Origin of the sequence: Streptomyces sp. NPDC006872 (assembly GCF_040635845.1) — a bacterium.
In the GTDB taxonomy this organism is placed as follows: Bacteria; Actinomycetota; Actinomycetes; order Streptomycetales; family Streptomycetaceae; genus Streptomyces.
In genome coordinates this window covers 1-24,556 of record NZ_JBEYIL010000024.1, presented here as the reverse complement: position 1 = coordinate 24,556, position 24,556 = coordinate 1, and the positions used below count along the sequence as shown (strand labels likewise).

General features: G+C 68.3%; 21 protein-coding genes and 2 pseudogenes. 11 read left to right on the top strand and 12 right to left on the bottom strand.

The features are described 5' to 3' along the window. Positions 1-332: 332 nt before the first annotated feature. From ABZ725_RS45370 to ABZ725_RS45355, 4 genes are all read right to left on the bottom strand, one after another. A complete protein-coding gene (locus tag ABZ725_RS45370; protein ID WP_358808226.1) occupies positions 333-1,331 on the bottom strand; it encodes a helix-turn-helix domain-containing protein in 999 nt (332 codons plus the stop codon). A 495-nt stretch (positions 1,332-1,826) separates the two neighbouring features. Next, on the bottom strand, positions 1,827-2,012 hold the full coding sequence (locus ABZ725_RS45365) for an alpha/beta hydrolase (protein ID WP_358808225.1): 186 nt from the start codon (positions 2,010-2,012) through the stop codon (positions 1,827-1,829). Beyond that, positions 2,012-2,230: an alpha/beta hydrolase gene (locus ABZ725_RS45360; RefSeq protein ID WP_358808224.1), complete on the bottom strand. Its 219-nt coding sequence runs from the start codon at positions 2,228-2,230 to the stop codon at positions 2,012-2,014. The genes ABZ725_RS45365 and ABZ725_RS45360 overlap by 1 nt, the downstream gene beginning before the upstream one ends. 131 nt (positions 2,231-2,361) lie before the next feature. After that, positions 2,362-3,264: an alpha/beta hydrolase gene (locus tag ABZ725_RS45355; protein WP_358808223.1), complete on the bottom strand. Its 903-nt coding sequence runs from the start codon at positions 3,262-3,264 to the stop codon at positions 2,362-2,364. A 215-nt stretch (positions 3,265-3,479) separates the two neighbouring features. On the opposite strand from ABZ725_RS45355, the gene ABZ725_RS45350 reads away from it, so the two are divergent. Continuing rightward, the gene (locus ABZ725_RS45350; protein ID WP_358808222.1) at positions 3,480-4,361 is read left to right on the top strand and encodes a helix-turn-helix transcriptional regulator; all 882 of its coding nucleotides are present in this window, start codon (positions 3,480-3,482) and stop codon (positions 4,359-4,361) included. Between the two features lie 162 nt (positions 4,362-4,523). Then, the gene (locus ABZ725_RS45345) at positions 4,524-4,928 is read left to right on the top strand and encodes a hypothetical protein (RefSeq protein ID WP_358808325.1); all 405 of its coding nucleotides are present in this window, start codon (positions 4,524-4,526) and stop codon (positions 4,926-4,928) included. Positions 4,929-5,131: 203 nt separating this feature from the next. Here the strand turns inward: ABZ725_RS45345 and ABZ725_RS45340 are convergent. Further along, positions 5,132-5,293 (bottom strand): annotated as a pseudogene (locus tag ABZ725_RS45340) (hypothetical protein); the annotation flags it as partial. Between ABZ725_RS45340 and ABZ725_RS45335 the strand changes: the two are divergent. After that, positions 5,242-7,095: a peroxidase family protein gene (locus tag ABZ725_RS45335; RefSeq protein ID WP_358808221.1), complete on the top strand. Its 1,854-nt coding sequence runs from the start codon at positions 5,242-5,244 to the stop codon at positions 7,093-7,095. The pseudogene ABZ725_RS45340 and the gene ABZ725_RS45335 sit on opposite strands and share 52 nt — an antisense overlap. Positions 7,096-7,259: 164 nt before the next feature. On the opposite strand, the gene ABZ725_RS45330 is transcribed toward ABZ725_RS45335, so the two are convergent. Beyond that, complete coding sequence (locus tag ABZ725_RS45330) at positions 7,260-8,033, bottom strand: hypothetical protein (protein WP_358808220.1); 774 nt, start codon at positions 8,031-8,033, stop codon at positions 7,260-7,262. 388 nt (positions 8,034-8,421) lie between these two features. Here ABZ725_RS45330 and ABZ725_RS45325 point away from each other — a divergent pair, with 388 nt between their 5' ends. Both ABZ725_RS45325 and ABZ725_RS45320 read left to right on the top strand, forming a co-directional pair. After that, positions 8,422-9,417 (top strand): endonuclease/exonuclease/phosphatase family protein, encoded by a 996-nt coding sequence (locus ABZ725_RS45325; RefSeq protein ID WP_358808219.1) that lies wholly within the window; start codon positions 8,422-8,424, stop codon positions 9,415-9,417. A 241-nt stretch (positions 9,418-9,658) separates the two neighbouring features. Further along, on the top strand, positions 9,659-10,666 hold the full coding sequence (locus ABZ725_RS45320) for a DUF2278 family protein (RefSeq protein ID WP_358808218.1): 1,008 nt from the start codon (positions 9,659-9,661) through the stop codon (positions 10,664-10,666). A 197-nt stretch (positions 10,667-10,863) separates the two neighbouring features. Here the strand turns inward: ABZ725_RS45320 and ABZ725_RS45315 are convergent, their stop codons facing one another. The 3 genes from ABZ725_RS45315 to ABZ725_RS45305 form a co-directional block, all read right to left on the bottom strand. Then, a complete protein-coding gene (locus ABZ725_RS45315) occupies positions 10,864-13,332 on the bottom strand; it encodes a CHAT domain-containing protein (protein WP_358808217.1) in 2,469 nt (822 codons plus the stop codon). Continuing rightward, complete coding sequence (locus ABZ725_RS45310) at positions 13,329-14,006, bottom strand: hypothetical protein (protein ID WP_358808216.1); 678 nt, start codon at positions 14,004-14,006, stop codon at positions 13,329-13,331. Before ABZ725_RS45310 ends, ABZ725_RS45315 begins: the two co-directional genes overlap by 4 nt. A 276-nt stretch (positions 14,007-14,282) precedes the next feature. Next, a complete protein-coding gene (locus tag ABZ725_RS45305) occupies positions 14,283-15,311 on the bottom strand; it encodes a hypothetical protein (RefSeq protein ID WP_358808215.1) in 1,029 nt (342 codons plus the stop codon). Positions 15,312-15,870: 559 nt separating this feature from the next. Between ABZ725_RS45305 and ABZ725_RS45300 the strand changes: the two genes are divergently transcribed. From ABZ725_RS45300 to ABZ725_RS45290, 3 genes are all read left to right on the top strand, one after another. Then, positions 15,871-16,797 carry a hypothetical protein gene (locus ABZ725_RS45300; protein ID WP_358808214.1) on the top strand — a complete coding sequence of 309 codons (927 nt, stop codon included), beginning with the start codon at positions 15,871-15,873 and terminating at the stop codon, positions 16,795-16,797. Positions 16,798-16,822: 25 nt separating this feature from the next. Continuing rightward, complete coding sequence (locus ABZ725_RS45295; protein WP_358808213.1) at positions 16,823-18,082, top strand: hypothetical protein; 1,260 nt, start codon at positions 16,823-16,825, stop codon at positions 18,080-18,082. Positions 18,083-18,314: 232 nt separating this feature from the next. Continuing rightward, a complete protein-coding gene (locus ABZ725_RS45290; RefSeq protein WP_358808212.1) occupies positions 18,315-18,614 on the top strand; it encodes a hypothetical protein in 300 nt (99 codons plus the stop codon). Positions 18,615-18,676: 62 nt separating this feature from the next. Here ABZ725_RS45290 and ABZ725_RS45285 read toward each other — a convergent pair whose 3' ends face one another. Genes ABZ725_RS45285 through ABZ725_RS45275 form a run of 3 tightly spaced genes read right to left on the bottom strand, consistent with a single transcriptional unit; the run spans position 18,677 to position 21,870 of the window. After that, a complete protein-coding gene (locus ABZ725_RS45285) occupies positions 18,677-19,360 on the bottom strand; it encodes a response regulator transcription factor (protein ID WP_358808211.1) in 684 nt (227 codons plus the stop codon). Between the two features lie 52 nt (positions 19,361-19,412). Beyond that, positions 19,413-20,615 (bottom strand): sensor histidine kinase, encoded by a 1,203-nt coding sequence (locus ABZ725_RS45280; RefSeq protein ID WP_358808210.1) that lies wholly within the window; start codon positions 20,613-20,615, stop codon positions 19,413-19,415. 46 nt (positions 20,616-20,661) lie between these two features. Next, the gene (locus ABZ725_RS45275) at positions 20,662-21,870 is read right to left on the bottom strand and encodes a sensor histidine kinase (protein WP_358808209.1); all 1,209 of its coding nucleotides are present in this window, start codon (positions 21,868-21,870) and stop codon (positions 20,662-20,664) included. Between the two features lie 268 nt (positions 21,871-22,138). On the opposite strand from ABZ725_RS45275, the gene ABZ725_RS45270 reads away from it, so the two are divergent. The 3 genes and pseudogenes from ABZ725_RS45270 to ABZ725_RS45260 all read left to right on the top strand — a co-directional run. Beyond that, a complete protein-coding gene (locus ABZ725_RS45270; RefSeq protein ID WP_358808208.1) occupies positions 22,139-23,434 on the top strand; it encodes a hypothetical protein in 1,296 nt (431 codons plus the stop codon). A gap of 102 nt (positions 23,435-23,536) precedes the next feature. Continuing rightward, positions 23,537-24,280 (top strand): DUF4232 domain-containing protein, encoded by a 744-nt coding sequence (locus tag ABZ725_RS45265; RefSeq protein ID WP_358808207.1) that lies wholly within the window; start codon positions 23,537-23,539, stop codon positions 24,278-24,280. Between the two features lie 162 nt (positions 24,281-24,442). Beyond that, positions 24,443-24,556 (top strand): annotated as a pseudogene (locus tag ABZ725_RS45260) (DUF2975 domain-containing protein); the annotation flags it as partial.

Sequence of the window (24,556 nt, the reverse complement as noted above, 5' to 3'; positions counted from 1 at the left end):
TATACGGGCAGGAGAAAAGTGCGGGTCGGGCAGCGATGAAAAGCGGTTCGTGCGAGATTCGAAGGGAAGTCAAAAGGCAGCCGAAAGACAGCCGAAAGACAATGGAAAGGTCACCGAAAGGTCAATGAAAGATCGACCTCCAGATGCCGCGCGAGCAGCACGAAAACATGTGAAGCCAGGCTCCGATGCCTGCGCGGCCCACATGTCATCCCGGTAAACCCGCCATTACGATCACCCCCGCGGATCACAATGCGGGGCGACTGCCGAGGCTGTCGTTAACAGCGAGTCCACAGGTGTGTTGGTACTGCGTCTACGCCGGCTCCATGCCGGCCCTATTCCGGCTCGCGCGCGGACTGCGCCTGTACGCGGTACTCGTTGGGCGAGAGCCCGTACGCGCCGCGGAAGGCGCGGGTGAAGTCCGAGGCGCGCAGGATCCCCCAGCGGGCGGCGATGGTGTGGATGGGGGTGGAATTCAGCGCGGGGTCCGCCAGATCACGGTGGGCGCCCTCGATGCGCTGGCTGCGGATCCGGGCCGCGACCGTTTCCCCGGTGGAGTGCTTCTGGAAGAGCCGGTGCAGGTAACTCACAGAGATGTGATGCGCGGCCGCTATCACGGGCGGCGTCAGTGCCGGGTCGTGCAGGTTCTGGCGGATGAACGCCTGTATGCGCATGGCCAGGGCCCGCTGGCGGGTCTCCGGCGGGAGGGCGTCCTCCGCCTCCAGTGCCTGCGCGAACCAGGCGGACAGCAGGTCGAGCAGAACCGTGCCCAGGCGTGGCGCGTCGGACGGCTCCAGGGAGTCGGACTCCCGGTCCAGGCCGGTGAGGAACCCCGTCAGGAGGGCGCCCATGCCTTCCCGCCCGGACAGCCGTCTCCCCAGTAACTCCCGGACCCGGTCGGGGGGCAGGGGCAGCAGCACCTTGGGGAAGTCCACGCCCACCCCCGTGATCACGTGATGGCGGCTGCTGCCGACCAGGGGGCGCACGTCGTACGGCCGCGCGGTGTCACTCACCCAAATGTCGCGCGGGCCGTACCCGTCGGACCGCCCTGCGTGGTCGAGGCTCAGCCCTCCACCGAGCACCAGCGAAAGGTGATACATCTCGGGGTCGGACTGCCGCACCATCTTCTCGGTGCGCCTGAATCGCGTCGACAGGTGCGACGTCGGCCACACCAGAACCGGCCCCAGTTCCAGCAGTCGCTGTCGAGCCCAGAAATCGGCGGCGTGCTCGCTGCTCATGTCGCTCGGCGCGATCGCCCGGAGGGTCAACTCCCGCCAGTAGTCGAACCTGTGCTCCGCAGAAACGTCGTCGCTTCTGAAGACCGTCCCAATCATTCCGCCCCGTCCTTCTTCCCAGACCACGCAAATGCTTATGCTCCCGCAGCGTACGTGGGCCGGTGAATTGGTCCCGGCGGCGGCCTGATCGACGGAGGAACTCCGGCGGCGGCGCCACGAGTTCACCGCCTGGCTCGTCAAGCGCGGCAGCTGGCTGCCGTACTCGGTGGGCATGACCGTCACCGAGCAGATTCACCACTCCGTTCTCCGGCCCCCAACCTGAGTCCCCTCCATCGAGCCCGATGGCGAGATACGCGACGGCGTCTGGATTACCCGACTCGACTGAGAATTCCTGACGATCCGACCCAAGGGAATGCGGCTCATCGTCCGCAAAGAACGTCCGTACCCCGGTGCCCAGTTGCGCTTCACCGATGCCGATGCCGACGCCGACGGACTGCGGCTGAACTGCTTCGCCACCAACACCACCGGCACCCCGATCGCCGCACTCGAATGGCGGCGGGGCGCTCGCTCGCTTTCGAGGGAGGTTGCGGACCGTCAGGCGGACAGGTTCCTGGCGAAGAAGTCGGCGAGCTCGGCGACGGCCGGGATGACGTACTCGTCCCTGTCGTGCAGGTCGACATGGGTGGCACCGTCGATGACGAAGAACTCCTTCGGCTCGCCCGCCTTCGCGACGGCCTCGCGGCTGAAGCAGGCGGTGTCCGCCTCCGAACCGACGATCATCAGTAGTGGCCGCGGGGAGATCGCGTCGATCGAGCAGGCGCCGGTGCGCTGCGCACCGAGGAGGCGCTGGGCAAGCCCAGGCCGCACGGCTCGCCCTCGCTCTCGCCTCCGTAGGCGGCGTCGTAGGCCAGGGCGATGAAGCCCTGCTCGGCCAGGCGGCGGGCGTACCGGCCGGCGGTCTGTTCCTTCACCCCGGTGAAGGGGTGACCGACGACCACGACGGGCAGGCGACCACCATCGTGATCGTCGGGAGTGCCCGGGATTCCGGACCGCCTTCGGACTCGCGGACCTCACCTACGTCAACGCCGTCACCGGCGTCCGAGGCCCCGACCGACGGGGCGCCGCCGGGTCAGAGGTACTTCGTGAAGAACGGCGTCAGGTGGGCCGTCACCTGGTCGACGTACTCGGGAGCGTCGTAGAGGGAGACGTGCCCGGCACCCTCGATCAGGGCCAGCTCCTTGGGAGGGTTCACCCGCGGCAGGAGCTGCTCGGCCTGCCACAGGGAGCCCGCCCTGCTGCCGGCGACCATGAGGAGCGGCCGGGTGAGCAGCGTCTCGACCTGGTGGAACGCGTCGAAGGCGTAGATGTTCGCGATGCTGGTGAAGAGCATGCGGTTGTCGGCGTTCGGGTGCTGGGCGCGGGGTGTGCGGTAGTAGTCGTGGGCCTCGGCCATGTCGGGGACGGTGGTCTCGTCCACGGTCTCGGGCACGTACGGCACGACGGCGGCGTCGGCGCCCCGGGCCTCGGCGGCTCGCTGGGCCGCGACCGCGTCGAGGGTGGCGAGCTGGGTGGCGACGGGCTCGGCGCCGTCCCAGCCCAGGCGGTAGGCGGCTCCGATGTCGATCGGGCTGATGGTGCCGACGGCCTTGATACGGCGATCGGTCATCGTGGCGTTGACGGCGTACCCGGCGCCGGCGCAGATGCCCAGCACTCCGATGCGGTCGGCGTCGACGAAGCCGAGCGCGGACAGGTGGTCCACGGCGGCCCGCACGTCCTCGACCCGGGAGGCGGGGTCTTCGAGGTGGCGGGGCGTTCCGCCGCTCGCGCCCTGGTGGGAAGCGTCGAAGGCGAGGGTGACGAAGCCCTCGCGGGCGAGCTTGGCGGCGTAGAGGCCGGCCGTCTGCTCCTTGACGCCGCCACCGGGGTGGACGGACACGACCGCCGGATACGACCGGTCCTCGGAGAAGCCGTCCGGGAGGTGGAGGTTCCCGGCCATGGTGACGCCGGCGTTGTCGAAGGTGACGTTCTGCACGGTGATGTCCTTCGCTGATCTGTCCGGGAAAAGGCCGGGAGACCGCCGTTCCCCCGATCGGGGTGAAACCAAGCCCGCGGAGCCGGTCCGAAACCATGCGGTGCGCGCGAGCCGACGACCATGCAACCGCCGCATCGCCGCATGAGGGAGTCACCGCTGAAAGGTGTCATGGCGGGGCACCCCACCCGGCCCTGCGGCTGCCCAGCCTGGAAGGCATGGACCACCGCAGCGAGATCCGCGAGTTCCTGACCTCCCGCCGGGCCAGGATCACCCCCGACCAGGCCGGACTGCCCAGCTACGGCACCCGCCGGGTCCCCGGGCTGCGCCGCGCGGAGGCCGCGCAGCTCGCCGGGGTCAGCGTCGAGTACTACGCCCGCCTGGAGCGCGGCAACCTCACCGGGGTGTCCGACACGGTCCTGGACGCGATCGCCCGCGCCCTGCGCCTGGACGACGCCGAGCGGGCCCACCTCCACGACCTGGCCCGCGCCGCCGGAACGAGTCCGCGCCGACGCAGACCGACCAGGGCCCCGCAGAGCGTGCGCCCCAACGTCCAGCGCCTCCTCGACTCGATGACCGACACCCCGGCAGCCGTCATCAACGGCCGCACCGACGTCCTGGCGACCAACGCACTCGGCCGCGCCCTGTTCGCACCGCTCCACGACACCACGACGCACCCGCCCAACCACGCCAGGTTCATCTACCTCGACGCCCGCTCCCACGACTTCTGGGACAACTGGGACCACGCCGCGGACGACGCCGTGGCCCTGCTGCACGCACACGCCGGCCGCAACCCCTTCGACCCGGACCTGACCGCCCTGATCGGCGAACTGTCCACCCGCAGCACGGACTTCCGCGCCCGCTGGGCCCGCCACGACGTACGCCGACACACCACCGGCTTCAAACACCTCCGCCACCCCGCCGTCGGCACCCTCCACCTCACCTTCGAGGCCATGGCACTCGTCACCGACGACGACCTGACCCTCCTCGCCTTCGGCGCCGAGCCAGGCACCGCATCCGAGGACGGCCTGCGCCTGCTGGCGACCTGGGCGGCCACCCACGATCAGCAGCGCGCGGTCCCTGCAACCGACGAGACCTGAGCGATCGGGCGAGCGGCGCAAGCGTCACCGGGTCAAGGTGCAGGGGAGCCACGGTTCCCATAATGTTGTAATCAGAGCGTTTCCGGGGTGTTTTTCTCCCTCGCCGGGGGGTCGGTGGCAGTTCCCGTCACCGCAAGAATCACCGCACCGTCAGGAGACATGATGGCCACCCGGAAAGCCGACCCTCGTGCTGTCTCGGTCTACGCACTCGCCGGCATCCGGCTCTTCAACGGGGCCGCCGGACTGCTCGCACCCGACCTGCTCATCCGGCGCCTCGACCCCGATCGTGAGCCGCCCAGTCCGGCGGCCGTGTACGCCTTCCGGCTCTTCGGGATCCGTACGATCCTGCTCGGCCTCGATCTGCTGACCAACCGCGACGAGCGTTTGCGGGAGAACCTGCGCGACGGTGTCCTGATCCACGGCAGTGACACCGCGACGGCGGCCGCCCTGGGCCTGAGCGGCCGGCTTCCGCCGCGCACCGCGGCGCTGACCACGCTCATCTCGGCCGCCAACACGGTCCTGGCCGCCACCTCGCTCGCCAACTCGGTGAAGGGCAAGCGGAAGTGACGGGAGGGCCCGGTGCCGTTCCTCCGGCCGAGACGGGTTTCGACTACGTCGCGTACAACCGCGACTGGGACGCCATCGCAGAGGAGACCGGCGACGCGACGTGGCACAGCACGGCCATGCGCCGCCACTTCGAGCGGCTGGAACGCTGCAACGAAGAATCCGGGAATGCGGGGAAAGACCGAGGCGTCGACGATCCGCAGGCGGTCGACTCCGCGCACCCGGAACGCGCTGTCGACGACGGCCGAGGGGTCGCCGCCTCCATCCACGTGATCCTCGCAACCGCCCAAGGAGCAACCGCCCAAGGAGTACCGCGATGAGCAAGCAACGACGCGAAGCACGACGTTCGGCGGCCGGATACCGTACATCGCTGTTCTGGCGGATCGTCACCGCCGGCGCCGAAGCGGTGGACCGGCGCGTCGGCTGGGACAGACTTCCCGTCCTGCCGGGCCTGCTGACGCTCCTCGGGCTGCGCGTCAAGCTCCGGCAGGAGAACCTCCACGACACCGGCCGGCTGCCCTCGGTGAACCTGCCCGATCCCGCGCCCCCCTCCGGGACCCACAAGGTCAACCGGACCGCCGACGGCAGCCACAACGACCTCGACGAGCCTCGGATGGGCATGGCGGGCACCCGCTTCGGCCGGAACATCCCGCTGGACCGGATCGCACCGGCCACCCCCGGGGACGTACTGTCCGCGCCGAGCCCGCGCGAGGTCAGCCGCGCCCTGCTCACCCGCGACGAGCTCACCCCCGCCGAATCGGTCAACTCCCTGGTCGCCGCCTGGCTTCAGTTCATGGTCCGCGACTGGTTCAGCCACGGGACCAGCCCCACGGAACGGCCCTGGGAAGTACCGCTCATGGACGACGACCCGTGGCCGGAACACCCCATGCGGATCATGCGGACACCGGACGACCCGACCCGCGACCCGCAGGCACCCGCAGGGACGCCCGACACTCGCGTCAACGTGTCCTCCCACTGGTGGGACGCGTCGCAGATCTACGGGACGAACGAGTCGGAGCAGCGTCTGATGCGCGCCGGCGAACTGGGCAAGCTGCATCTGTGGGACGACGAGCAGTCCCCGATCCCCTCGGACCCCTCCCGGGACCCCTCGCACATCCCCGGCTTCTGGCTGGGCCTCGCCATGATGCACGACCTGTTCGCGCGGGAGCACAACGCCATCTGCGACCACCTGCACGGCGCGTACCCGTCCTGGAACGACGAGGAACTCTTCCAGCGCGCCCGGCTCGTCAACGCGGCGCTCCTCGCGAAGATCCACACCGTGGAGTGGACACCGGCCGTGATCAGCCACCCCACCACCGTCAAGGCACTGCGCGCCAACTGGTGGGGCCTCGCGGGCGAGCGCGTCCACAACCTCTTCGGCCGGATCAGCGACAGCGAGGTCGTCAGCGGCATCCCCGGCGGCGAGACGGACCACTACGGCGTCCCGTACTCCCTCACCGAGGAGTTCGTGGCCGTCTACCGCATGCACCCGCTCATCCGCGACGAGTGGCATCTGCGCGCCGCCGCCGACGACACGAGCCTGCGCCACTGCACCCTCCGCGACATCTCGGGCCCCGGGGCGCTGAAGGTCCTGGAGACCACCGAGATGGCCGATCTGCTCTACAGCTTCGGCACGCTCCACCCCGGACTGGTCACCCTGCACAACTTCCCCAGGTTCCTGCAGGAGTTCGAGCGCCCCGACGGGCAACTGCAGGACCTCGCCGCCACCGACATCCTGCGCTCCCGGGAGCTGGGTGTCCCCCGCTACAACGAGTTCCGGCGGCTGCTGCGGCTGAAGCCCGCGGCGAACTTCCTGGAGCTGACGGAGAACCGGGCGTGGGCCGAGCAGATCCAACGGCTCTACGACGACGACATCGAGAAGGTCGACCTCATGGTCGGGCTGTACGCGGAGAAGCTGCCGGCCGGATTCGCCTTCAGCGACACGGCGTTCCGCATCTTCATCCTGATGGCCTCACGCCGGCTGAACAGCGACCGCTTCTTCACCGAGTACTACACCCCCGAGGTGTACTCCAAGGCCGGTATGGCCTGGATCGACGACAACTCCATGATCACGGTGCTGCTGCGCCACCACCCGGAGCTGCGTACGGCTCTCACGGGGCTGACGAACGCCTTCGTGCCGTGGCACACCGCCGGAAGCACGGTGACCTGACATGGCAGCGACGGACAGGTCCCGCGAGGAACGCCAGCCACTGAACGGCCCGCGCTCAGCGACCCTGCCTCGACCGCACCCTTGCTGAGTGCCTCAACACCGCCCGTTTCGACCTGCGGCTTCGGGAAAGCCACAGTCGGCGACGACAACCCGGCGCGGCGCCGTCAGAGCGCCAGATCGTGGGCGAGGGCGGTCATCACGGCCTTGGTCTTGCTCTCGCCGACTCGCGGCGGCTCGACGTTGCGCTTGCGCAGGGCCTGTGCGAGCAGCTTCTCGGTCTTGGTCGCGTCGGCCATGCTCGTCCGCACCGAGACCTCGAGGAAGCGCAGGTTCTTGGTGGTCCACTCCTCGATGACCACGGGGCCAGGGAGAGTGTCCCAGTCGGGCTTCCACTTGACAGCGCGCACCGGGCCGAGCGCCCTCAGATCCTCAAGGTCGCCCGCCTCCAACCCGACGACGTCCTGCAGGAGGTGGCGGTGCGGCTTGATGAGGAGCTGGTCGAGTCCCCCGCGCTCCGGCCCGAGCGCCGACTCGACGAGCTGCGCTTCGACCTTCCGGTCGGCCTGCAGCGACGCGGCCGGCATGGGTGTGAAGGTGGGACCCGTCCGGTCCTCCTCGATCGTGAACTCCCAGTCCTCGTCCTCATCTTTGAGATTCTTCCGCCAGGCGAGCGGTAGCGGTGGGCAGGGCCTCAGCTTGACGGTCATGTCGGTTTCGAGCTTGGATCCGTGGTCCCGGTCGTCCAGACGCAGGCGGAAGATGACTCCGCGCTCGAGGAAGGGCAGTGAGATGCCGTCGCTGCCCTTCGTCGGGCTGTCCCAGAAGTAGATGGTGCGACTGCGGCCCTCGCCACCCTGCAGATCGAGCGCAGCGGTCGCCTCGCGGGCCTCGTCTCCGGAAAAGCTGATCTTGATTTCCGCAGCCGTGGCCATGGTCATTGAAGTCTCTCCCATGGTGCTGCTTTTCCACGATGTTGCCGCCTTGCACCCTGCGCCACCGGTTCGGCCGACGAGTGACGTCGTCTAGATCGCCCTTGTGGAGCACGCGGTCGACCAGTTGGTCCTGTGGTGCGGTGAACGCCGGGTCGGCGCATTCGACGATGCGGTCGCCCATCGTCACGGTGGAAGCCGTCCGGCACACCGGGGGCGAGCTCGGCCGGCTGTCGACAACGACGGCGAGGCGTTCCCGTTCGCCTGCGTCGGGCCGCCCCTGGTCACCGTCGCGAAGCCGGACGCCATGGCCATGCTCCGAGCGGCACGCCAGGCGGGTGAACATCAGGCGATGTCCGGCCGACCAGGGCTGGACCGGGGATAACGCCAGGAGTGGATGGCGGTCGGCAAGGGCTTCCTCCGTGAGCCGCGAGGGCAGGAAATGGCGATCATCGGCACCTGGAATCTGGAGAACCTCTACCGGCCGGGCGGCCGCTTCGGACCCAAGGACGAGGACGCGTACGAGGCGAAACTCAAGGCCCTGGCCAGTACGATCACCCGGCTCGAGCCCGACCTGCTCGGGGTCCAGGAGGTCGGGGACCCGGAGGCACTGGCCGATCTGACCGACACCCTCGATGGCCGGTGGCACACTGCCTTGTCCGCGCATCCGGACGGGCGCGGCATCCGAGTGGGCTTCCTCAGCCGACTGCCGCTCACCACACTGGCCGACGTCACCGACTTCCCCTCTTCGCTGTCCCCGGTCCAAGCCGACGACCACAGTGAGCCGACCGCCAGGATGGGCCGCGGTGCCCTCGCGGTACGCCTCGAACCCGCTCCCGGACACCCCCTCGATGTAGTGGTGTGCCACCTCAAATCCAAGCTGCTGTCGTTCCCCGACGGCCGCTTCAACCCTCGCGACGAGGGCGAACGCGCCCGCTACGCCGCGTACGCCCTGTTCCGACGCGGTGCCGAAGCCGTCACGGTCCGCGGCCTGGCCGACCAACTCCTGGCCGGTGACGGCGAGGCCCGTGACGTGGCCGTGCTCGGCGACCTCAATGACGAGCCGGCGGCGGCCACCACCCAGATCCTCCTCGGCCCAACCGGCTCCCAGATCGGTGCCTCCGGCTTCGATCGCCCCGACCACGGCGACGCGGCCCGGCTCTGGAACCTCGCGCCGAGCATCCCCGAAGACCAGCGACACTCCCGCGTCCACGCCGGCCAACCGGAACTCATCGACCACATCCTGGTCAGCCACGCCCTCCTGGCCCGCGTCGAGCAGGCCTTCACCGGCGCCGAACACCCCCTGCCGTCCGTCGACGCCGATCCCACCGAGCGCCGGGACAAGCCCGCCTCCGACCACGCCCCCGTCCTCGCCACCCTCCGCTACCCCTGAAACATCCGCGCTCACTGGCCGCCATGTCCTGGGCCCAGGCCCGGAACCCGGCGGTTCCACGACAGGCTGCATGTGCAGCCGAAGCCGTGCCAACCCCTGACCAGGACGGTGTCGACGCCGGTCAGTCGGCGTGCGGCCACGGCTCCGCCACCGCGGCAGGCAACTGCACGCCCCAGACCTTTCCCGTCGTCGGCACGATCACCCCCGGCCGTGCCGTTCCCACCGCATTCGGAGTTGAGCCATGCCTTTGAAAAACTACGGTGTGCTGGCCGCCCGCGCCGTCGACCGGCGCCGGGAGGGATCCAGTGACACCCCGCACTACCAGATCCACCTCACCGACGACGCCGGCACCCACTACCGGGCCGCGGTCAACGTCGAGTCCCAGCAGGCCCCCTCGGAGCTGCTGTACCTGGCCGACGACAACTTCCGCCACCCCGTGACGGAGCTGCTTCCACCCGCCGGCAGCGGATGGACCGCCCTGCCGTCGCAGCCGGGCGCCTCCAGCCTGGACTTCATCCGCGGCAACCTCTTCGATCCCGCCTCGATGCGGACACTCCCGCCCGACCTTCCGGGCGCCGACAACGACCTGGCCGATCTGCTCGACCACTACGTGCAGCGGACCATCGCCGATCCCACCGCTGCTGTCTATGCCTTCGGAGAACGGTGGGGGCCCGAGTCGGGCAAGGCCGACAAGGTGTTCGGGTTCCGGCCAGGCAACGGCGTCCACGACATCCACATGAACCAGGGAAGCAGCGGGCGCTTCCGCCCCGACAACGGAGTCTGGCAGGACGGAGCCCTGCTCCTGCACCTGCCCGCCGAAGACCGCTGGGTCGCCGTCTTCCTGGCCTTCCAGTCCCAGGCCTGGCACACCGACGACACCACCGGCCACCCCATCGACACCGCACCACCCCGCCCCCGCGACGACGAGGAACCACTGCGGATCATGGCCGCACTGGTCAACCCCCTCGGCCCTGCGCCCGAGGCCGAGACCGTCACCGTACTCAACGCCTCGCCCGCCCCGGTCAACCTCCAGGGATGGCACCTCGCCGACCAGAACCTGCAGACCCTCCCTCTCCCCGCCGGCCAGCTCCCGCCCGGCACCACCCTCACCGTCCCGGCGGGCAACGGATTCCACCTCGGCAACCGAGGGGGCACCATCACCCTCCTCGACCCCAACGGCCTCAAAGTCCACGGCGTCTCCTACACCGCACGACAAGCCCAACGTGAGGGCCAGACAGTCACCTTCTGACACCGGCAACCGCAAGTAACCACAACCGGTACGCCCCGCCGACCTGGGTCGGCGGGGCACCCTGCCCAGGGTCATCGAACCCAGGGCCGACAGAGAACGTCCTCCCCCGGTTCAGCGAAGTGGATGAGTTCTGCTTCACCCAGTGGCAGATGGACAACCCCCGGAGACCGTCATCATCCGCATTGCCGCCACGGACGTCATGAACGCCAAGCGCCGAAGCAAGCGTGGGCGGCCCAATAGAATGGATCCTTGGTCAAGGAACGAAGCTCCCGCTGCGTCGAGATGACGGCTTGCGGTGAATCTTCTCCAGTAGCGAGTCTGCGGTAGAAGATGTCAGCGAAGGTTCGCCCGGTCCACTCAGGAAGTGCCCACATGCTGCCGATGACGCTTCGCGCTCCAGCGGCAAGGAAGGCGTCGTGCAAGCCGACGGCTCCGTCGGAAGTGGCCTCGAACCTCTCCGTGGACAGCCCAAGACACGAGTTCATCACCACGGTCTCGGGAACGGCGCCCTCCAACACGTCCCAGGGATACAGGCGGCCGCCTGCGAGGCTCAGGTAGCCGGCGGCGAGGTGCGCATCCATGTCCCCGTGACAGGCGAAGTGCACGAGGTCGTGGTGCGGCAGTTCGGCTTGTACTCGGCTGCAGGTGGCCTCCTGGCCCAGAACAGCGGTCACGTCGCCGCCGTAGGCTCGGAGAGCCGCCAAGTCGTGTGCGTAGTCGATGTCGCCCGCCGGGTCGTGGCCGATGAACAGGATCCGACGCGGACGAGTGGCCGGTAGGTGAGGGCGGCCCGCGAAGGACGCGGTGGGCAGGTACACGATCCGCTCGAGCGTTCCGTCGTCCACGGCCTGAAGCACCAGTGGGAGACTGTGTACGGGGATCTTGCGCAGGTATCCGTAAGGGACGATCAACAAGGTCTTCGGGATGGGCCCCGACGGAAGCAGAAGAGGCTGACCGACGGCCGGAGGCAGACCCGCGGCGGGGAACAGCGAAGCCATCCCCGCATCGAACAGTGCGCGTAGTTCGCCGCCTATCACATTGACCTCGTGGGTCTTTACCGCGGAATCGCGGGAGGTCAGGGTGAGTCCTGAGATGGATTCACCGAACACCTCGTATGTGTACTGGTCGACCAGGGCAGCTTCTTCACCGAGTGCCGCTTGGATGTCTGCCAGACAGATGTGTGCGTCGTGCAAGGCGGCGATCTGGGCGCGGTATCTCCGCCAGCGTTCAGGTGCCAGTTGTGACCACAGTTCCGTCGCGGCCAGTGCGTTGAAACGACGTGCATGGCACAAGGCAGCCAGTCGCTCCTCCGCCCTGTCGGTGTATGCGGCAGCAAGGACCCATTCGCGGTACACCGGTTCAACGTGCCACCACAGCGCCTGAGCGAGGTGCAAGGACCCGGGCCTGGTCACCACGTCACCCTGGTCTGTAAGAAGCGGACCGTCGTCACCCATGAGCATGATGACATGGCTGTCGGGTTCACGGTGGCTGAGGATCAGTGTGGTCAAGGCGTCGGAAGCGCTACGAAAGTGGCCCAGGGCGAAGTCGGTCACCGAAGTACCGTCGTTGCTGCTGATCCACTCCTCCAGCCCGACACGGGCTTCTTCATCGGCACGGCGGCCTCCCTCGACGGTCCGGCCCGGAACCGCCAAGCGCAACACTGGCGTAGGCCAGTCATTGGCGCCGTCCATCAATAGGGAGAGCGCGATGGCACCACTGGCGTAGTGCAGCGCCCAGGTCGCTTCCGACGCCGTGAGGGTGCTTGACGCGAGGGTTTCTCGAAGGACGGCCAGCTGCTCTGTGCGGTCGGGCGGCGCAGACGGCCCTTCGGGCGGGAAGTACCACAGACTCTCGCGCAGGTCGCTCTCATCGAGCTCCCGGACGTCGTACCTCTCATGGTCCCGGCCGAAGAAGAGGCCCGGTGCCCTCGGACTGTCCCGAAGGACATCCGCGAGCACTGCGCGGATCACCAGGGTCGCTGCGTGGTCGTGAGCTGTCCGCGCGGTACCGGGCCACCGCGACAGAAACCAGCCGTCGAGCTCCCTCGCCTCGTCGATCACCTCGCCCAAGGCGCCCGCGAACCGTCCGCGCATGCGTTCCGGCAATGAGGGATCGGAGACCATGTCGAGTGCGGTGACGAAGCCGCGCAGGGGCACCAGTCTGCGAAGGACTGAGTAGGCGAACTGTTCCAGATCGCATCCGTGGCGTGCGGCGTCGAGGAAGTCACTGACAGCGGCCTCGTACGCTTTCCGGTCGTACTGCAGACAGCCCCTGTTGAACAGCGCCCACGTGAAGGCGGGGTTGAGGCGAAGCGCCTCGTCGTACGCCTTCAGAGCGCGGTCCTTTTCGCCTGACCGAGCCCACTGATTGCCCAGGTTGTACCAGAAATCGGCCTCACCCGGTACCACCTCCACCAACCCCTGGTACAGGTAGGCGGCCAGATCCGAGTACCCCCTCTCCGCCGCCCGGGCGCTCAGCAGCCACAAGCTGCTGACAACCGCGGCGTCCGTCCCCTTCTTGCGGGCGCGGAGCCGTCTGCGTAGCTCGGCGAGGTCCGACGACTCCGTCTGCGAGAGCGCGTCGCGCAGCTTGGTCGCGGCAAGGTCGAGGAGCAGGAGGAACCGACGGCGTTGAGAGGAGGTGAGCTGTGACCCGCTGTGGTTCACTCTTCGTTTTCCTCGATGATCTCGAAGGCGAACGAAACGTCCTTGGCCCTCAGCAGGCCTTCGTGAGGGTGACGACCGACCCCCCACCTGTCACGGCCGCGCAGCCACGAGTCCCGGTAAACCCCGATAGTGGAGCGGGTCTCCGTGGTCAGCCGAGCCAACGCGGCACCTCCGACAGCCCACGTACCCTGCACGGCCAGGCCGAGGATGTCGGGATCAGGCAACCCGGTCGCCAGGGACAGCGTCTGCGCCTGCAGCTCGACCGCCGGGTCAGAGGCGGCGATGTCGTTGAGGAGGGCCGGCAGGCCCGGCGCGCCCGGTACGTCACGCGAGAGGGCGACGAACATGCTGAGGAACCACTTCGGCCTGCCGTGGAACAGCAACAGTCCGCCCTGCCCGATGGGCAGTCGGTCACCATCAGCGACACGGGGAAAGGCGAAGGTCTGCGGCGCGTACTCGGTCCCCGAGGCGCTGCCCCCATGGACCACCAGTACGTCGAGGCGCACATGAGACTCTCCGAACCATCGCCCGTTCTCATGGACGACCATCTCAAGCAGCCGGATCGCCAGACGTGGACGAGGTGTACGTCGGACGGCACCGTGCCGCGCCTCGTCAAGCAGCACTGCATCGGATGGACGAGCGATTCCCGGCCCGTCGATCATCCATTCCGCCATGTATCTGCCCTTCCGGAAGTGTCCACCAGCCGATCACCCGGAACGCTAGGCCGCAGACGACACGCGTGCGCTCTTTTCCCAATAAAGCCGACAGGCGGCCACCCCGCCCGATAACATCAATTTCCGTCCACTCAGCAACCCGTCAGCTTGCCTGGTCGCGGCTGAAGCAGACGGGGTTCCCCTGCGTGATGCGCGCCGAGGGTCTCACCTACGGCGGGGCCTGACCCAGCGGATTCAAGTGGTCGGCAGCCGCCACCTGGGCGGTGTACGGCGGCGTCAGCCCGCACTCACGAGTACCCGGACCATCCCCGTGCCGGATTCCAGATTGGTGAGCGCCTTGCCCACGATCGCGCCGGTGGCACGTTCGTGTTCGGTGACGCGACGGGCGTGGCCGGACCTGGAGGACGTGGTGAGCCGGTCCCCACAGCGGATCGGGCCGGTGGAGGCGTCCGCCAGCGCCCACAGCTTGCCCATGAGGGCGACGGGGGCGCCTCCCTCGTGACGGTCCAGGACCAGTGCCGGGCGGACCCCGCACGCTCCTGAGACGATCCCGGCGACACGTGGATCGTAGTCCTGCTCGCACGGCCGGATCCGACCCTCGTCGTCAATGACCACCACGGTGCCGGGGCAGATCGCAGGAGCACTCGCCGTCAGTTCCTCCGCGTAGTCGGCTCCTGGGAGGACGAGGTCACCGCGCACCTCGATGTTGCCCTCTACAAGGACACTTCCCGCGAAGTGCCCGGCAGTGCCCTGTTCCGCTCTCGCGAACAGGCCGGTACCGTTCTTGGCCACGGCTATCACGCCGGTGCCCTGGTCGCAGGTGCCGTACACCCCGTGGCCGCCCGCAGACGAGCTGATGCCGACGACACCACCGTGGTTGGGGTTCAGTGACTCTCCCCGTATTCCCTCGCCGTTGTCCGACCGGCCGTAGACGCCTGCGCCGATCTTGCTGAGTCCTACGACCCCCGTGCCGTTGTCGGCTTGTCCCCAGACCCCTTGGCCCTGGGCTCCGTCGTGAACGCCGGTGACTCCGGACTTGCCGACGGTGGACGCGTTACCCCGGACGCCGTCGTTGTGATCGCTCACTCCCACGACGCCGATCGCATTGGCGTCGGAGAACCCGTGCCCCCAGACGCCGTTGCCCGTGCCCCGACCGTAGAGCCCGTTGCCGCTGTCCTCGTTCACGCCGGCGACGCCGGCCTGACCTGCCGCGTGGCTCAGCCCGAGGACGCCGTTCCACTGCGTGCTGTCACCCTTGATACCGGGAGTCCCGGGGTCGGATGTCACACCTTCGATTGCATTCATGATGCTCTCCTTGCAGAGGGCACTGCACGGCCTGATCTCTGGCGCTTCGCACCGCTGCAACCCGCAGCGAAGGGTCTCTTCCGAATTGACAGGTGGCCGACTCCCGGGCGGCCAAACCCTGCTCAGCCATGAACGGGGCAGGCTGACATGGCGTCAGGGATCGGTCCACCTTCCCGAGGCCGGTTTCCTCGCCCTGAACAAGCGGTGCGGGCGAAGCTGTGTGAATCCGAGGCACCCGTACGCGGGCAGGCAACGCCGCAGTTTTGGCTGAGCGTCATCAAATCTGGTGTCGCGTTGCTCTGCACTGAGCAGCAGGTGCAGCAGGTGCAGCAGGGCCGTGAATGCCCCTGTTTCTGAGTATGGGTTGTCAGAAGCGTGCCTTCCGCTCTCTTCCAGCTTGGGACCGCACCAAGGAAGTTGCAACCGTGTGCCCGTCTCCCCGTCGTCTGCCGCGGCTGAGTCACCGACCAGCGCGGCACCCTGACACAGCACCGAGTTGCGGGCCCCACCCCGCAATTGGACCCTGAAAAGGAGAACTACTCCGAAGGAGGGAACCGCTGTGACCAGCATCCAGGGCAAGGGCGACCAACCGGAGGAACCCGGCGTCGTCGGTGAGGCACAGATCGGTGACGGCGTGCGGGGAGTGAGTCACGCCGAGTACAAGGGTGGAGTCGTCGGCGTAAATGACAACGACACTCCGCGAGCCGGGCCGGGTGTGTACGGACAGAGTCCGGGAACCGGAGTCGTCGGGGAGTCGACGACGTGGCACGGTGTGTTCGGGCACACCACATCCACAACCGGCGGCCATGGAGTGAGCGGTGACGGGGACGTGGGTGTCTCCGGGGTCGGCCGCAAGTGGATCGGGGTGTACGGGGAGACCAACGCCGACCCGAGCGTGGGCGCCTCAGGAATCTGGGGCGACGGCAAGGACTCCGGCGACGGCGTGAAGGGACACGCCAAGGCGCCGGGCAAGGCCGGGGTCGCGGGATTCCAACTGGGGAACTCTGGACCCGGCGTCTACGGGCAGGGCGCTCCCGCCGGGCACTTCCAGGGTGACGTCGTCGTCACCGGGGACCTGGTGCTGCCCGGCGCGGACTACGCCGAGGAACTGACCACAGGGTCCGACGAGGTGCCCCCGGGAACGGTCGTCGTCCTCGACGAAGCTGGTCGGATTCGCCCGTGCACCGAGGAGTACGACGCACGTGTCGCCGGTGTCGTGTCCGGTGGCCGCGGCGTGAAGTCCAGCCTGGTGCTGGACCGTCATGACGAGGGCGCGCCTGTGGCACTGATGGGGAAAGTGTGGGCACTGGCCGATGCCGGCACGCATCCGATACGCGCCGGGGACATGCTCACCACCTCCGGGCGGTCCGGGCACGCCCAGCTCGTGACCGACCGGTCGCGCGCCTTCGGAGCGATCATTGGCAAGGCTCTCACCGACCTTCCCTCAGGACGTGGACTCGTTCGCGTCTTGGTGACAGCGAGTTGAGGCGATCGCAATGTCGCGTATTCGCATGGCAGTCGAGATTCGCAACGAGGCGCCCGTGCCGCTCGTCTGGGCGCGGGACGAATTGGCCTCGGGAGAGTGGACCGACCCGTGGTACCCCTCCCGCGCCGGGACCATCGTCCCCGGGGCGACCGCGGAGTGGCGGGCCGAGGGAGACCTCTTCGTCGCACCGACGTCCGGTACCGAGGGCAGAGTCTGGTACAACGTCGACGGCGACCCAGGGCGGCAGCTGTACATACACTTCAACAGTCCGCTCATCGAGTCGCAGTACGGGAACACGTTCCACGTCTGGGCACCGCCGGGTTTCGAGGCGGCATACAACGGCGGTCAGGGCCACGAGGCTCGGCTCGTCATCCGCCTTCGGGAGACCGCACGTCGCCAGGTTCGTGGGTTCACCCCGTCGGTCAACGGGTTCCAGTTCTCCAATCATTGGAGTCCTGGTCTTCCCGCGATGACCGTCGGCTTCCTCTGGAATCGGCTGCTCGACGAACTCGGCGGGGACGCCGCCGAGGCCCTGGGCATCGCCCGGGTTGATGACGGATGGCTGCCCCTCACTCAGGCCAGTGCGGGGATGTGCGGCGGAATGACGTTCGCCGCCATGGACTACTTCGCCGCCGGCGAACTCCCGCCCGCCGAGAAGACGGCGCCGGACTCCGAAGCCGACCCGGTCTTCCAGTTCATCCGGGACCGGCTCCTGGACAGCTTCGACATCACCGGTTCCGGGCACCGGTGGCTCGGGTACTCCTCGCCGGCCTATCCCAACGGGGATGAGGGGTTCATCCAGGTGGCCGGACTGGCCCGTGGCCGCGCCTGGGTGACCTGCCGCGATGAGTGGCCGCGCATCCGGGACGACATCGACTCGGGGCACCTGTCACCGATCGGGCTGATCCAGACCGATTCACTCGATATCGGCAAGAACCACCAGGTGCTGGCCTACGCATACCAGCAGAACGGCCAGGCGGTCGAGCTGTGGGTGTACGACAACAACTACCCTCGCCAGGACGATCTGCACCTGCGGTTTGACATCACCGACACCTCGGGCGGGGTCGACGTCCAGCGCCTTGGCCCGTATGAAGCCAACGAGCCACGGATCTTCTGCATCTTCCGCACCAACGGTTACAACCCTCATACAGCACCGGGCGGACGTCAGCTGTCGGTACGTCAGGTCCTGGAGCGTGCCACCGGACGCAGGTCCGGCCGCCTGCCCGGGGACGTCGGTCTTCCCCGACCGGCATCGCTGCGTCAGTGGCTGAGCAGCGTCGTCTGACCGGTCACTCGGTCAGGGGGGCTTGGCGGTCAAACCTTCAACCACCGCTACACCCCTGGTGGTACACCGGCAACCACCCTGGTTGCAGGCGCAGTTCAACCCCTGGTTGGGCGAGAGGGGACAGCCCTTCCAACTAGCTTTCCCTTTACCCGGACAGCATCGCCCCGGGCGGGCAACCGCACTACCGCTGGGGACGGACTCCCCTGCATTCGGGAACTGAAGGGAACTGGAAATGAAGCGACTGCTCATCAGTACGTTCGCCATCCTGACCTTGGCCGGCTCCGGCCTCGTGGCCACGGCGAACAGCGCGTCCGCCGCGCCGTCCGCGTTCGATTGCAAAGTGGTGTTCGACGACGGCAACACGGCCGGGATCAAGTGCACCGGCAGCACCTTCTACGCGGCCGCGAAGTGCAAAAACGGCAAGACTGCGCATGGCGCCGCTGCGGCTTCCGGGACGACGTCCTACGCATACTGCACGAGCTACAACTCCTCACTCGCCAACCCCCGGACCTACTACGGAGTGGAGCTGTAGAACGCGAAGTGCCCCTTCCCGGCGGCTCGAAATGCCGGGAAGGGGATGGCAGTTCCAACACCTCAGGTGTTGTCCGTGCCCCAGGCTGCGGGGCCGCGGGAGGTCAGTCCGGTCTCGTACGCGAAGACGACCGCTTGTGCCCGGCTGTTCAGCGTGAGCTTGCGCATGCAGCGGTGGACATGTGTCTTGATGGTCGCCGTGCTGAGCACGAGTCGCTGGGCGATGTCTGAGTTGGACATGCCTGCCCCGACCAGCCCGAGGACTTCCAACTCCCTGGGAGTCAGCGTGTCCAGCGCGGAGTGCGGCTCGGGTGCGGCCGGGCGAGGGGTATAGGTCTCGATGAGCCCTTTGATCACTGAGGCGCTGAACAGCATGTCTCCGGCGTGCACGGTGTCGATGGCGGCGAGCAGCCGGTCCGGTGGGGTGTCTTTGAGCAGAAAGCCGCAGGCGCCGACCTTCAGCGCGCCGTAGACGTACTCGTCGAGGTCGAAGGTGGTCAGGACGAGGATCTTGGGGGGCGGGGCCGACGCCTGGGCAAGGATGCGCTCGGTGGCGGTGATTCCGCTGATGCCCGGCATCCGAATGTCCATCAGGATGACGTCGGGTCTGGTCTGCGCTGCCAACTCGATCGCCTCCTCGCCGTCCTGCGCCTCTCCGATGACCTCGACTCCCGGCGCGGCCCGCAGGAGTGCGACGAGTCCCGAGCGGATGAGGAACTGGTCGTCCGCGACGAGCACTGTGGGCATGCGTGGTTTCCGCCTTCCTCGCGGCTGCCCGGTCGGCAGCCGAGACGCTTTCTCACCTGTCCCGGGCCACCGGAACGGTCAGCTCGACTTCGAACCCGCCCTGCGGGCCGGGGCCGGCGGTCACCGTCCCGCCGTAGATACCGGCCCGCTCACGCATGCCGATCAAACCATGGGCAGTGGGTCCCGCGGTGGTGTCGGCCGGAACTGGTTCCTGTCCGTCATCGGCCACCCGGACGCGGACCGCGGCCTCGTCGAAGTGCACCGTGACGCTCGCGTTCGCCGCCGGCGCGTGCTTCATGACATTGGTGAGAGCTTCCTGGATGACCCGGTAGACGCACAGATCGACGCCTGGCGGCAGCGCGAACGGGGCGCCCGTGACCCGGACGTCGACGGAGACGCCCGCGGCTTCGACGCGCCGGGCCAACTGGTCCAGCCGCCCGAGACCGGGGGCCGCGTTGTGGTCGCCCGCCCCCTCCTGGGCCCGTTCGGTGCCTTCCCTGAGCACGAGCAGCATGCGGCGCATTTCCGCCATGGCCTCATGGGCGCTGCCCGCGATGGTCTCCAGCGCCGTGCGGGCGGTCTTCGGATCAGAGGTGAAGACATAGCCGGCCAGGCCGGTCTGCACGGAGATCGCAGACACGTGGTGGGCGACCACGTCGTGCAGTTCACGGGCTATGCTCATGCGCTCGGCCATGACGGCCCGCTGCGCCTTTTCCTCCTGCTCCAGGCGCAGTTGCTCGCTGAGCACCGCGAGCCGCTCGCCGCGCTCCGCGAGCCGACGGGACCGGTCGCCGGTCACCCACAGGACGGCGACCGTCACGGTCACGAAGACCACACTCTGCGGGCCGATCCCGGGCTCGGCGAGCCGTGTGCCCCACAGCAGCACGAGCAGCGATCCCGCGGCGCACTTCGCAGCGACCCTGCGCGGGCACTGCGCCGCGACGGTGTAGAACGCCAGGCCCAGTCCGGGGACGACGACCACGTGGTAGTAGGCCAGGGTCATATAGCACAGCGTGCAGGCCGCCGTACTGACCAGCACGGTCAGGGGAGCCCGCCTGCGCACGGCCAGCGGCAGATAGACCAGGGCGAGCAGCACGTACGCCCATACATCGGTTTGCCGCCAGTAGCCCTGCGAGTTCGGCCAGTTGCGCAGCATGGCGCCCATGATGCCGACCGACACCACCGCGTAGACGATGTCTGCCACCTGTGGGAAGGCCTGGCGAACCGCCCCGCTCCACATGCGCTGCGCGAACATCGTCCGAGCGTAGGCCCCAAGTGACCGCTCCACCCGGCTTTCCTGTTCACCTGTCGCGGGACACGGGGACGGTCAGTGCGACTTCGAACCCGCCCTGCGGGCCGGGGCCGGCGGTCACCGTCCCGCCGTAGATACCGGCCCGCTCGCGCATGCCGATCAAACCATGGCCGGCGGGCCCCGCGGTGGTGCCGACGGGAGTTGCCTCCTGTCCGTCATCGATCACCCGGACGCGGACCGCGGCCTCGTCGTAGTGCACCGTGACGCTCGCGTTCGCCGCCGGCGCGTGCTTCATGACGTTGGTGAGAGCTTCCTGGATGACTCGGTAGACGCACAGGTCGGCGCCTGGCGGCAGCGCGAACGGGGCGCCCGTGATCCGGACGTCGACGGAGACGCCCGCGGCTTCGACGCGCCGGGCCAGCTGGTCCAGTCGCCCGAGTCCGGGGGTCGCGGTGTGGTCGCCCGCTCCTTCCTCCTCCTGTGCGCGCTCGGTTCCTTCCCTGAGCACGAGCAGCATGCGGCGCATTTCCGCCATGGCCTCGTGGGCGCTGCCCGCGATGGTCTCCAGCGCCTCGCGGGCTGTCTTCGGATCGGAGGTGAAGACGTATCCGGCCAGGCCGGTCTGCACGGAGATCACGGATACGTGGTGGGCGATGACGTCGTGCAGTTCACGGGCTATCTTCATGCGCTCGGCGATGACGGCCCGCTGGGCCCTCTCCTCCTGCTCCATGCGCAGTTGCTCGGTGAGCACCGCGAGGCGCTCGCCGCGCTCCACGAGCCGGCGGGCCCGGTCGCCGGTCACCCAGGCGACGGCGACCATCACGGTCACGAAGGCCACACTGAACGGGCCGCTCCCGGGCTCGGCGAGCCGTGCGCCCCACAGCAGCACGAGCAGGGATACGGCGGCGCACTGCGCCGCGACCCTGCGCGGGCACTGCGCCGCGACGGTGTAGAGCGCCAGGCCCAGTCCGCTGACGACGACCACGTGGTAGTAGGCCAGGGTGAAGTAACACAGCACACAGGACACCGTGCTGATGAACACGGTCAAGGGAGCCCGGCGGCGCACGGCCAGCGGCAGATAGTCCAGGGCGATCAGCACGTAGGCCCATACGTCGGTTTGCCGCCAGTAGCCGTGCGGGTCGGGCAGGTTGCGCAGCGCGGTGCTCGAGATCCAGACCGACACCACCGCGTAGACGATGTCCGCCACCTGTGGGAAGGCCTGGCGAACCGTCCCGCTCCACATGCGCTGCGCGAACATCGTCCGAGCGTAGGCCCCGAGCGACCGCTCCACCCCGCATTCCGCCACAGCTACACCCCAGGTTGTACAGCGCCAACCACCCTGGTTGCAGACGCAGTTCAACCCATGGTTGGGCGAGAGGGAACAGCCCTTCCGGCTAGCTTTCATACACCCGGGCAACATCGCCTCGGGCGGGGCTACCTCGGCGGCCAACCCGGCCGACCTGCCATCGCATGGCAGATAGGGAGAACACCCAATGCGACGAATCCAGAGAACGATCAGAACGCTCGTGGCAGCAGCACTCGCGCTCGGCACGCTGGCGGCCGGTGCCGGGGAAGTGCAGGCTGCCGACACCGACTCGGCCACGGTGCGACCGCCGGTCGCGGTCAACCAGGCGGCCTGGGCCACCGGCATCGACCGGCAGAACGCCGTGATCGCGTACTGGACCAGCGAGGACATGGCCCTGTGGAACGCCAACAACACGGACTACGGCGTCGACGGCCCCAACTACAGCAATCTCGACGAGGGCCGCATCTGGAGCCGCCCCGGTGCCGTGCACCGGACAGTCGGGCGACTGTACTACCGTCAGACGCTGACCTGGCCGACCACCACCCGACCCAGCCGGCCGGGCGACGCGATCGGCACGGTGGACTCGACGCAGTGGTTCCATGTCGACTCCACCGGAGCCTATGTACCGGCCGACACCACCGCGCAGCACATCTTCAACGACACCACGACGGTGACCGCTGTCGCGGACGGGACCACCACCACGGTCCGCACCGTGGCCTACCCCACCGAGTGCTCGGCGAACGCGGTGGACAGCGCCAACGGCAGCACCGTCCTGTCCGCGGGCCACTGCGTGGCCAACCCACTGGCCGTGGTCGCGCTCGGCTCGCTCCTCGGCACCGTCCAGAAGGGCTCGGTGAGCGCCACCGACGACGCCTGGATGTTCATTCCCGGCTATGACGGCACCAAGGTCGGCCTGGACCAGGCCCCCTACGGGCTCTGGCCCGCGACCGCCGCCTACACCACTGCGCAGTGGAACGACTTCGCCACGCTGAACCCCAACACGGTCAACCTGTCCAACTTCAACTACGACGTCTCGGCGCTCACCGTCGCCGACCCGACCAGACCCGGCGTGCGCCTGACCGATGTCGTGGGCTCCCAGCACGTGGCCTTCAACCAGCCCTACAACCAGACCATGTTCGCCTTCGGCTACCCCAACGAGGGCAGCTGGGACACCGTCAGCACACCCGTTCCGGCACCGGGCCAGGTACCGGGCACCACCCGCCAGATTTCGCGCTACCGCTACGACGGGCGCTCACTCGTCGAGTGCAACGGCAGCACCTGGAAGGACTTCATCCTGAAGACCGACTACGAGATGACCTGCAACATGACGGGCGGCGCCAGCGGCGGCCCCTGGTTCCAGGACTTCGACCCGGTCAGCGGCACCGGCACCCAGGTCGGGGTGAGCTCCACCAAGTACCCGAACTTCGTCAGCGGCGAGGGGATCTGGATGATCGCTCCGCACTTCGAGGACAACGACCAACTGCTCTACAACACGGTCCAGAACCTCACGCCGTGATGGCCCTCAGGGACCCGCTGGCCCCGGACGCGGACCGCCCGCCGCCTCATCACATTGGTTGGTCGCAGATTCGGACCACATGACTGCACACGGGGGATCACCATGCGTTCTGCGCACAAGAGCTGGAAAACCTACGCCCTGGGAGCCGTGGCTCTCACCGCCCTCCTCTCCGCCACGGCCTGCGAGCCGGCCGGCACGAACAACGGCACGGGCACCATCGCCCCGTCCGCCACCCCGAGCGCGACCGTCTCCGCCCAGCCCGGCGGCGGGGGCACGGCCCCGAGCGCGACCGTCTCCACTCAGCCCGGTGGGGGCACCGGCACGGGCGGCAGCTCGCAGGACTCGGGCGGCGGCTCGGGGAACTCCGGCGGGTCGAGCAGCACCGTCGGCGAGAGCGCCACCGCCTGCAGCGACGCGAACATCTCGATCGCTACGACGCTCTACGCACATGACTCGGCCCGGCACCTCCTCCTCACGGCCACCAACACCGGCGACAAGGAATGCACTCTCTACCGCTACCCGATCGTCCGCTTCGACAACGGTCGCGAGGATCAGGTCGGCCCGATGGAGTCCGAGATGAAGGCAGTCAAGATCGGGCCGGGCAAGAAGGCGTACGCGGGCATGCTCCTCTTCCGTACCGGCGCGCCGACCGAGGCCGTGGAGAGGATGACCGTCAGCCTCCAGGGCCGCGTCTCCAACGCCGATCCGGACAGCGGACCGATCGAGGTCCCGCTGCCCGACGAGGCCGACTTCCTGAACATCGACGACAACCCCGCGGTCTCGTACTGGAACGCCAGCCGTGAGACGACCGAGAGCTACATGTTCAAGGCCGCCGGCGGCAACTGACCCTCACCCGAAGACCGCTCCCGGCCTCCAACACAGTGACCGCTGTGGAGCCCGCGGGCGCAGCGGGGGAAGGCGCCGCTCAAGACCACCCTCCACACCGACCCTTGCCCGATCTATCGAAATTCGATAGATTCCCATCGCAATTCGATGGAAGGATGGACGATGGGAAAGCTGACCGTAAGTGCGCTGCGCGCCGTGCTCGTGGTGGTGCTCGCCGGCACCGTGTTCGTACAGGCATTGATGGTGTGGGTGTTGGTCAGCGGGAGCGACCCGGAG

What these genes read in the sequence shown, in the direction of transcription:
- ABZ725_RS45370 (WP_358808226.1), bottom strand. Translation starts at nt 1,331, where the DNA reads ATGATTGGGACGGTCTTCAGAAGCGACGACGTTTCTGCGGAGCACAGG.
- ABZ725_RS45365 (WP_358808225.1), bottom strand. Translation starts at nt 2,012, where the DNA reads ATGATCGTCGGTTCGGAGGCGGACACCGCCTGCTTCAGCCGCGAGGCC.
- ABZ725_RS45350 (WP_358808222.1), top strand. Translation starts at nt 3,480, where the DNA reads ATGGACCACCGCAGCGAGATCCGCGAGTTCCTGACCTCCCGCCGGGCC.
- ABZ725_RS45345 (WP_358808325.1), top strand. Translation starts at nt 4,524, where the DNA reads ATGGCCACCCGGAAAGCCGACCCTCGTGCTGTCTCGGTCTACGCACTC.
- ABZ725_RS45335 (WP_358808221.1), top strand. Translation starts at nt 5,242, where the DNA reads ATGAGCAAGCAACGACGCGAAGCACGACGTTCGGCGGCCGGATACCGT.
- ABZ725_RS45330 (WP_358808220.1), bottom strand. Translation starts at nt 8,033, where the DNA reads ATGACCATGGCCACGGCTGCGGAAATCAAGATCAGCTTTTCCGGAGAC.
- ABZ725_RS45325 (WP_358808219.1), top strand. Translation starts at nt 8,422, where the DNA reads ATGGCGGTCGGCAAGGGCTTCCTCCGTGAGCCGCGAGGGCAGGAAATG.
- ABZ725_RS45320 (WP_358808218.1), top strand. Translation starts at nt 9,659, where the DNA reads ATGCCTTTGAAAAACTACGGTGTGCTGGCCGCCCGCGCCGTCGACCGG.
- ABZ725_RS45310 (WP_358808216.1), bottom strand. Translation starts at nt 14,006, where the DNA reads ATGGCGGAATGGATGATCGACGGGCCGGGAATCGCTCGTCCATCCGAT.
- ABZ725_RS45305 (WP_358808215.1), bottom strand. Translation starts at nt 15,311, where the DNA reads ATGAATGCAATCGAAGGTGTGACATCCGACCCCGGGACTCCCGGTATC.
- ABZ725_RS45295 (WP_358808213.1), top strand. Translation starts at nt 16,823, where the DNA reads ATGGCAGTCGAGATTCGCAACGAGGCGCCCGTGCCGCTCGTCTGGGCG.
- ABZ725_RS45290 (WP_358808212.1), top strand. Translation starts at nt 18,315, where the DNA reads ATGAAGCGACTGCTCATCAGTACGTTCGCCATCCTGACCTTGGCCGGC.
- ABZ725_RS45285 (WP_358808211.1), bottom strand. Translation starts at nt 19,360, where the DNA reads ATGCCCACAGTGCTCGTCGCGGACGACCAGTTCCTCATCCGCTCGGGA.
- ABZ725_RS45280 (WP_358808210.1), bottom strand. Translation starts at nt 20,615, where the DNA reads ATGTTCGCGCAGCGCATGTGGAGCGGGGCGGTTCGCCAGGCCTTCCCA.
- ABZ725_RS45275 (WP_358808209.1), bottom strand. Translation starts at nt 21,870, where the DNA reads ATGTTCGCGCAGCGCATGTGGAGCGGGACGGTTCGCCAGGCCTTCCCA.
- ABZ725_RS45265 (WP_358808207.1), top strand. Translation starts at nt 23,537, where the DNA reads ATGCGTTCTGCGCACAAGAGCTGGAAAACCTACGCCCTGGGAGCCGTG.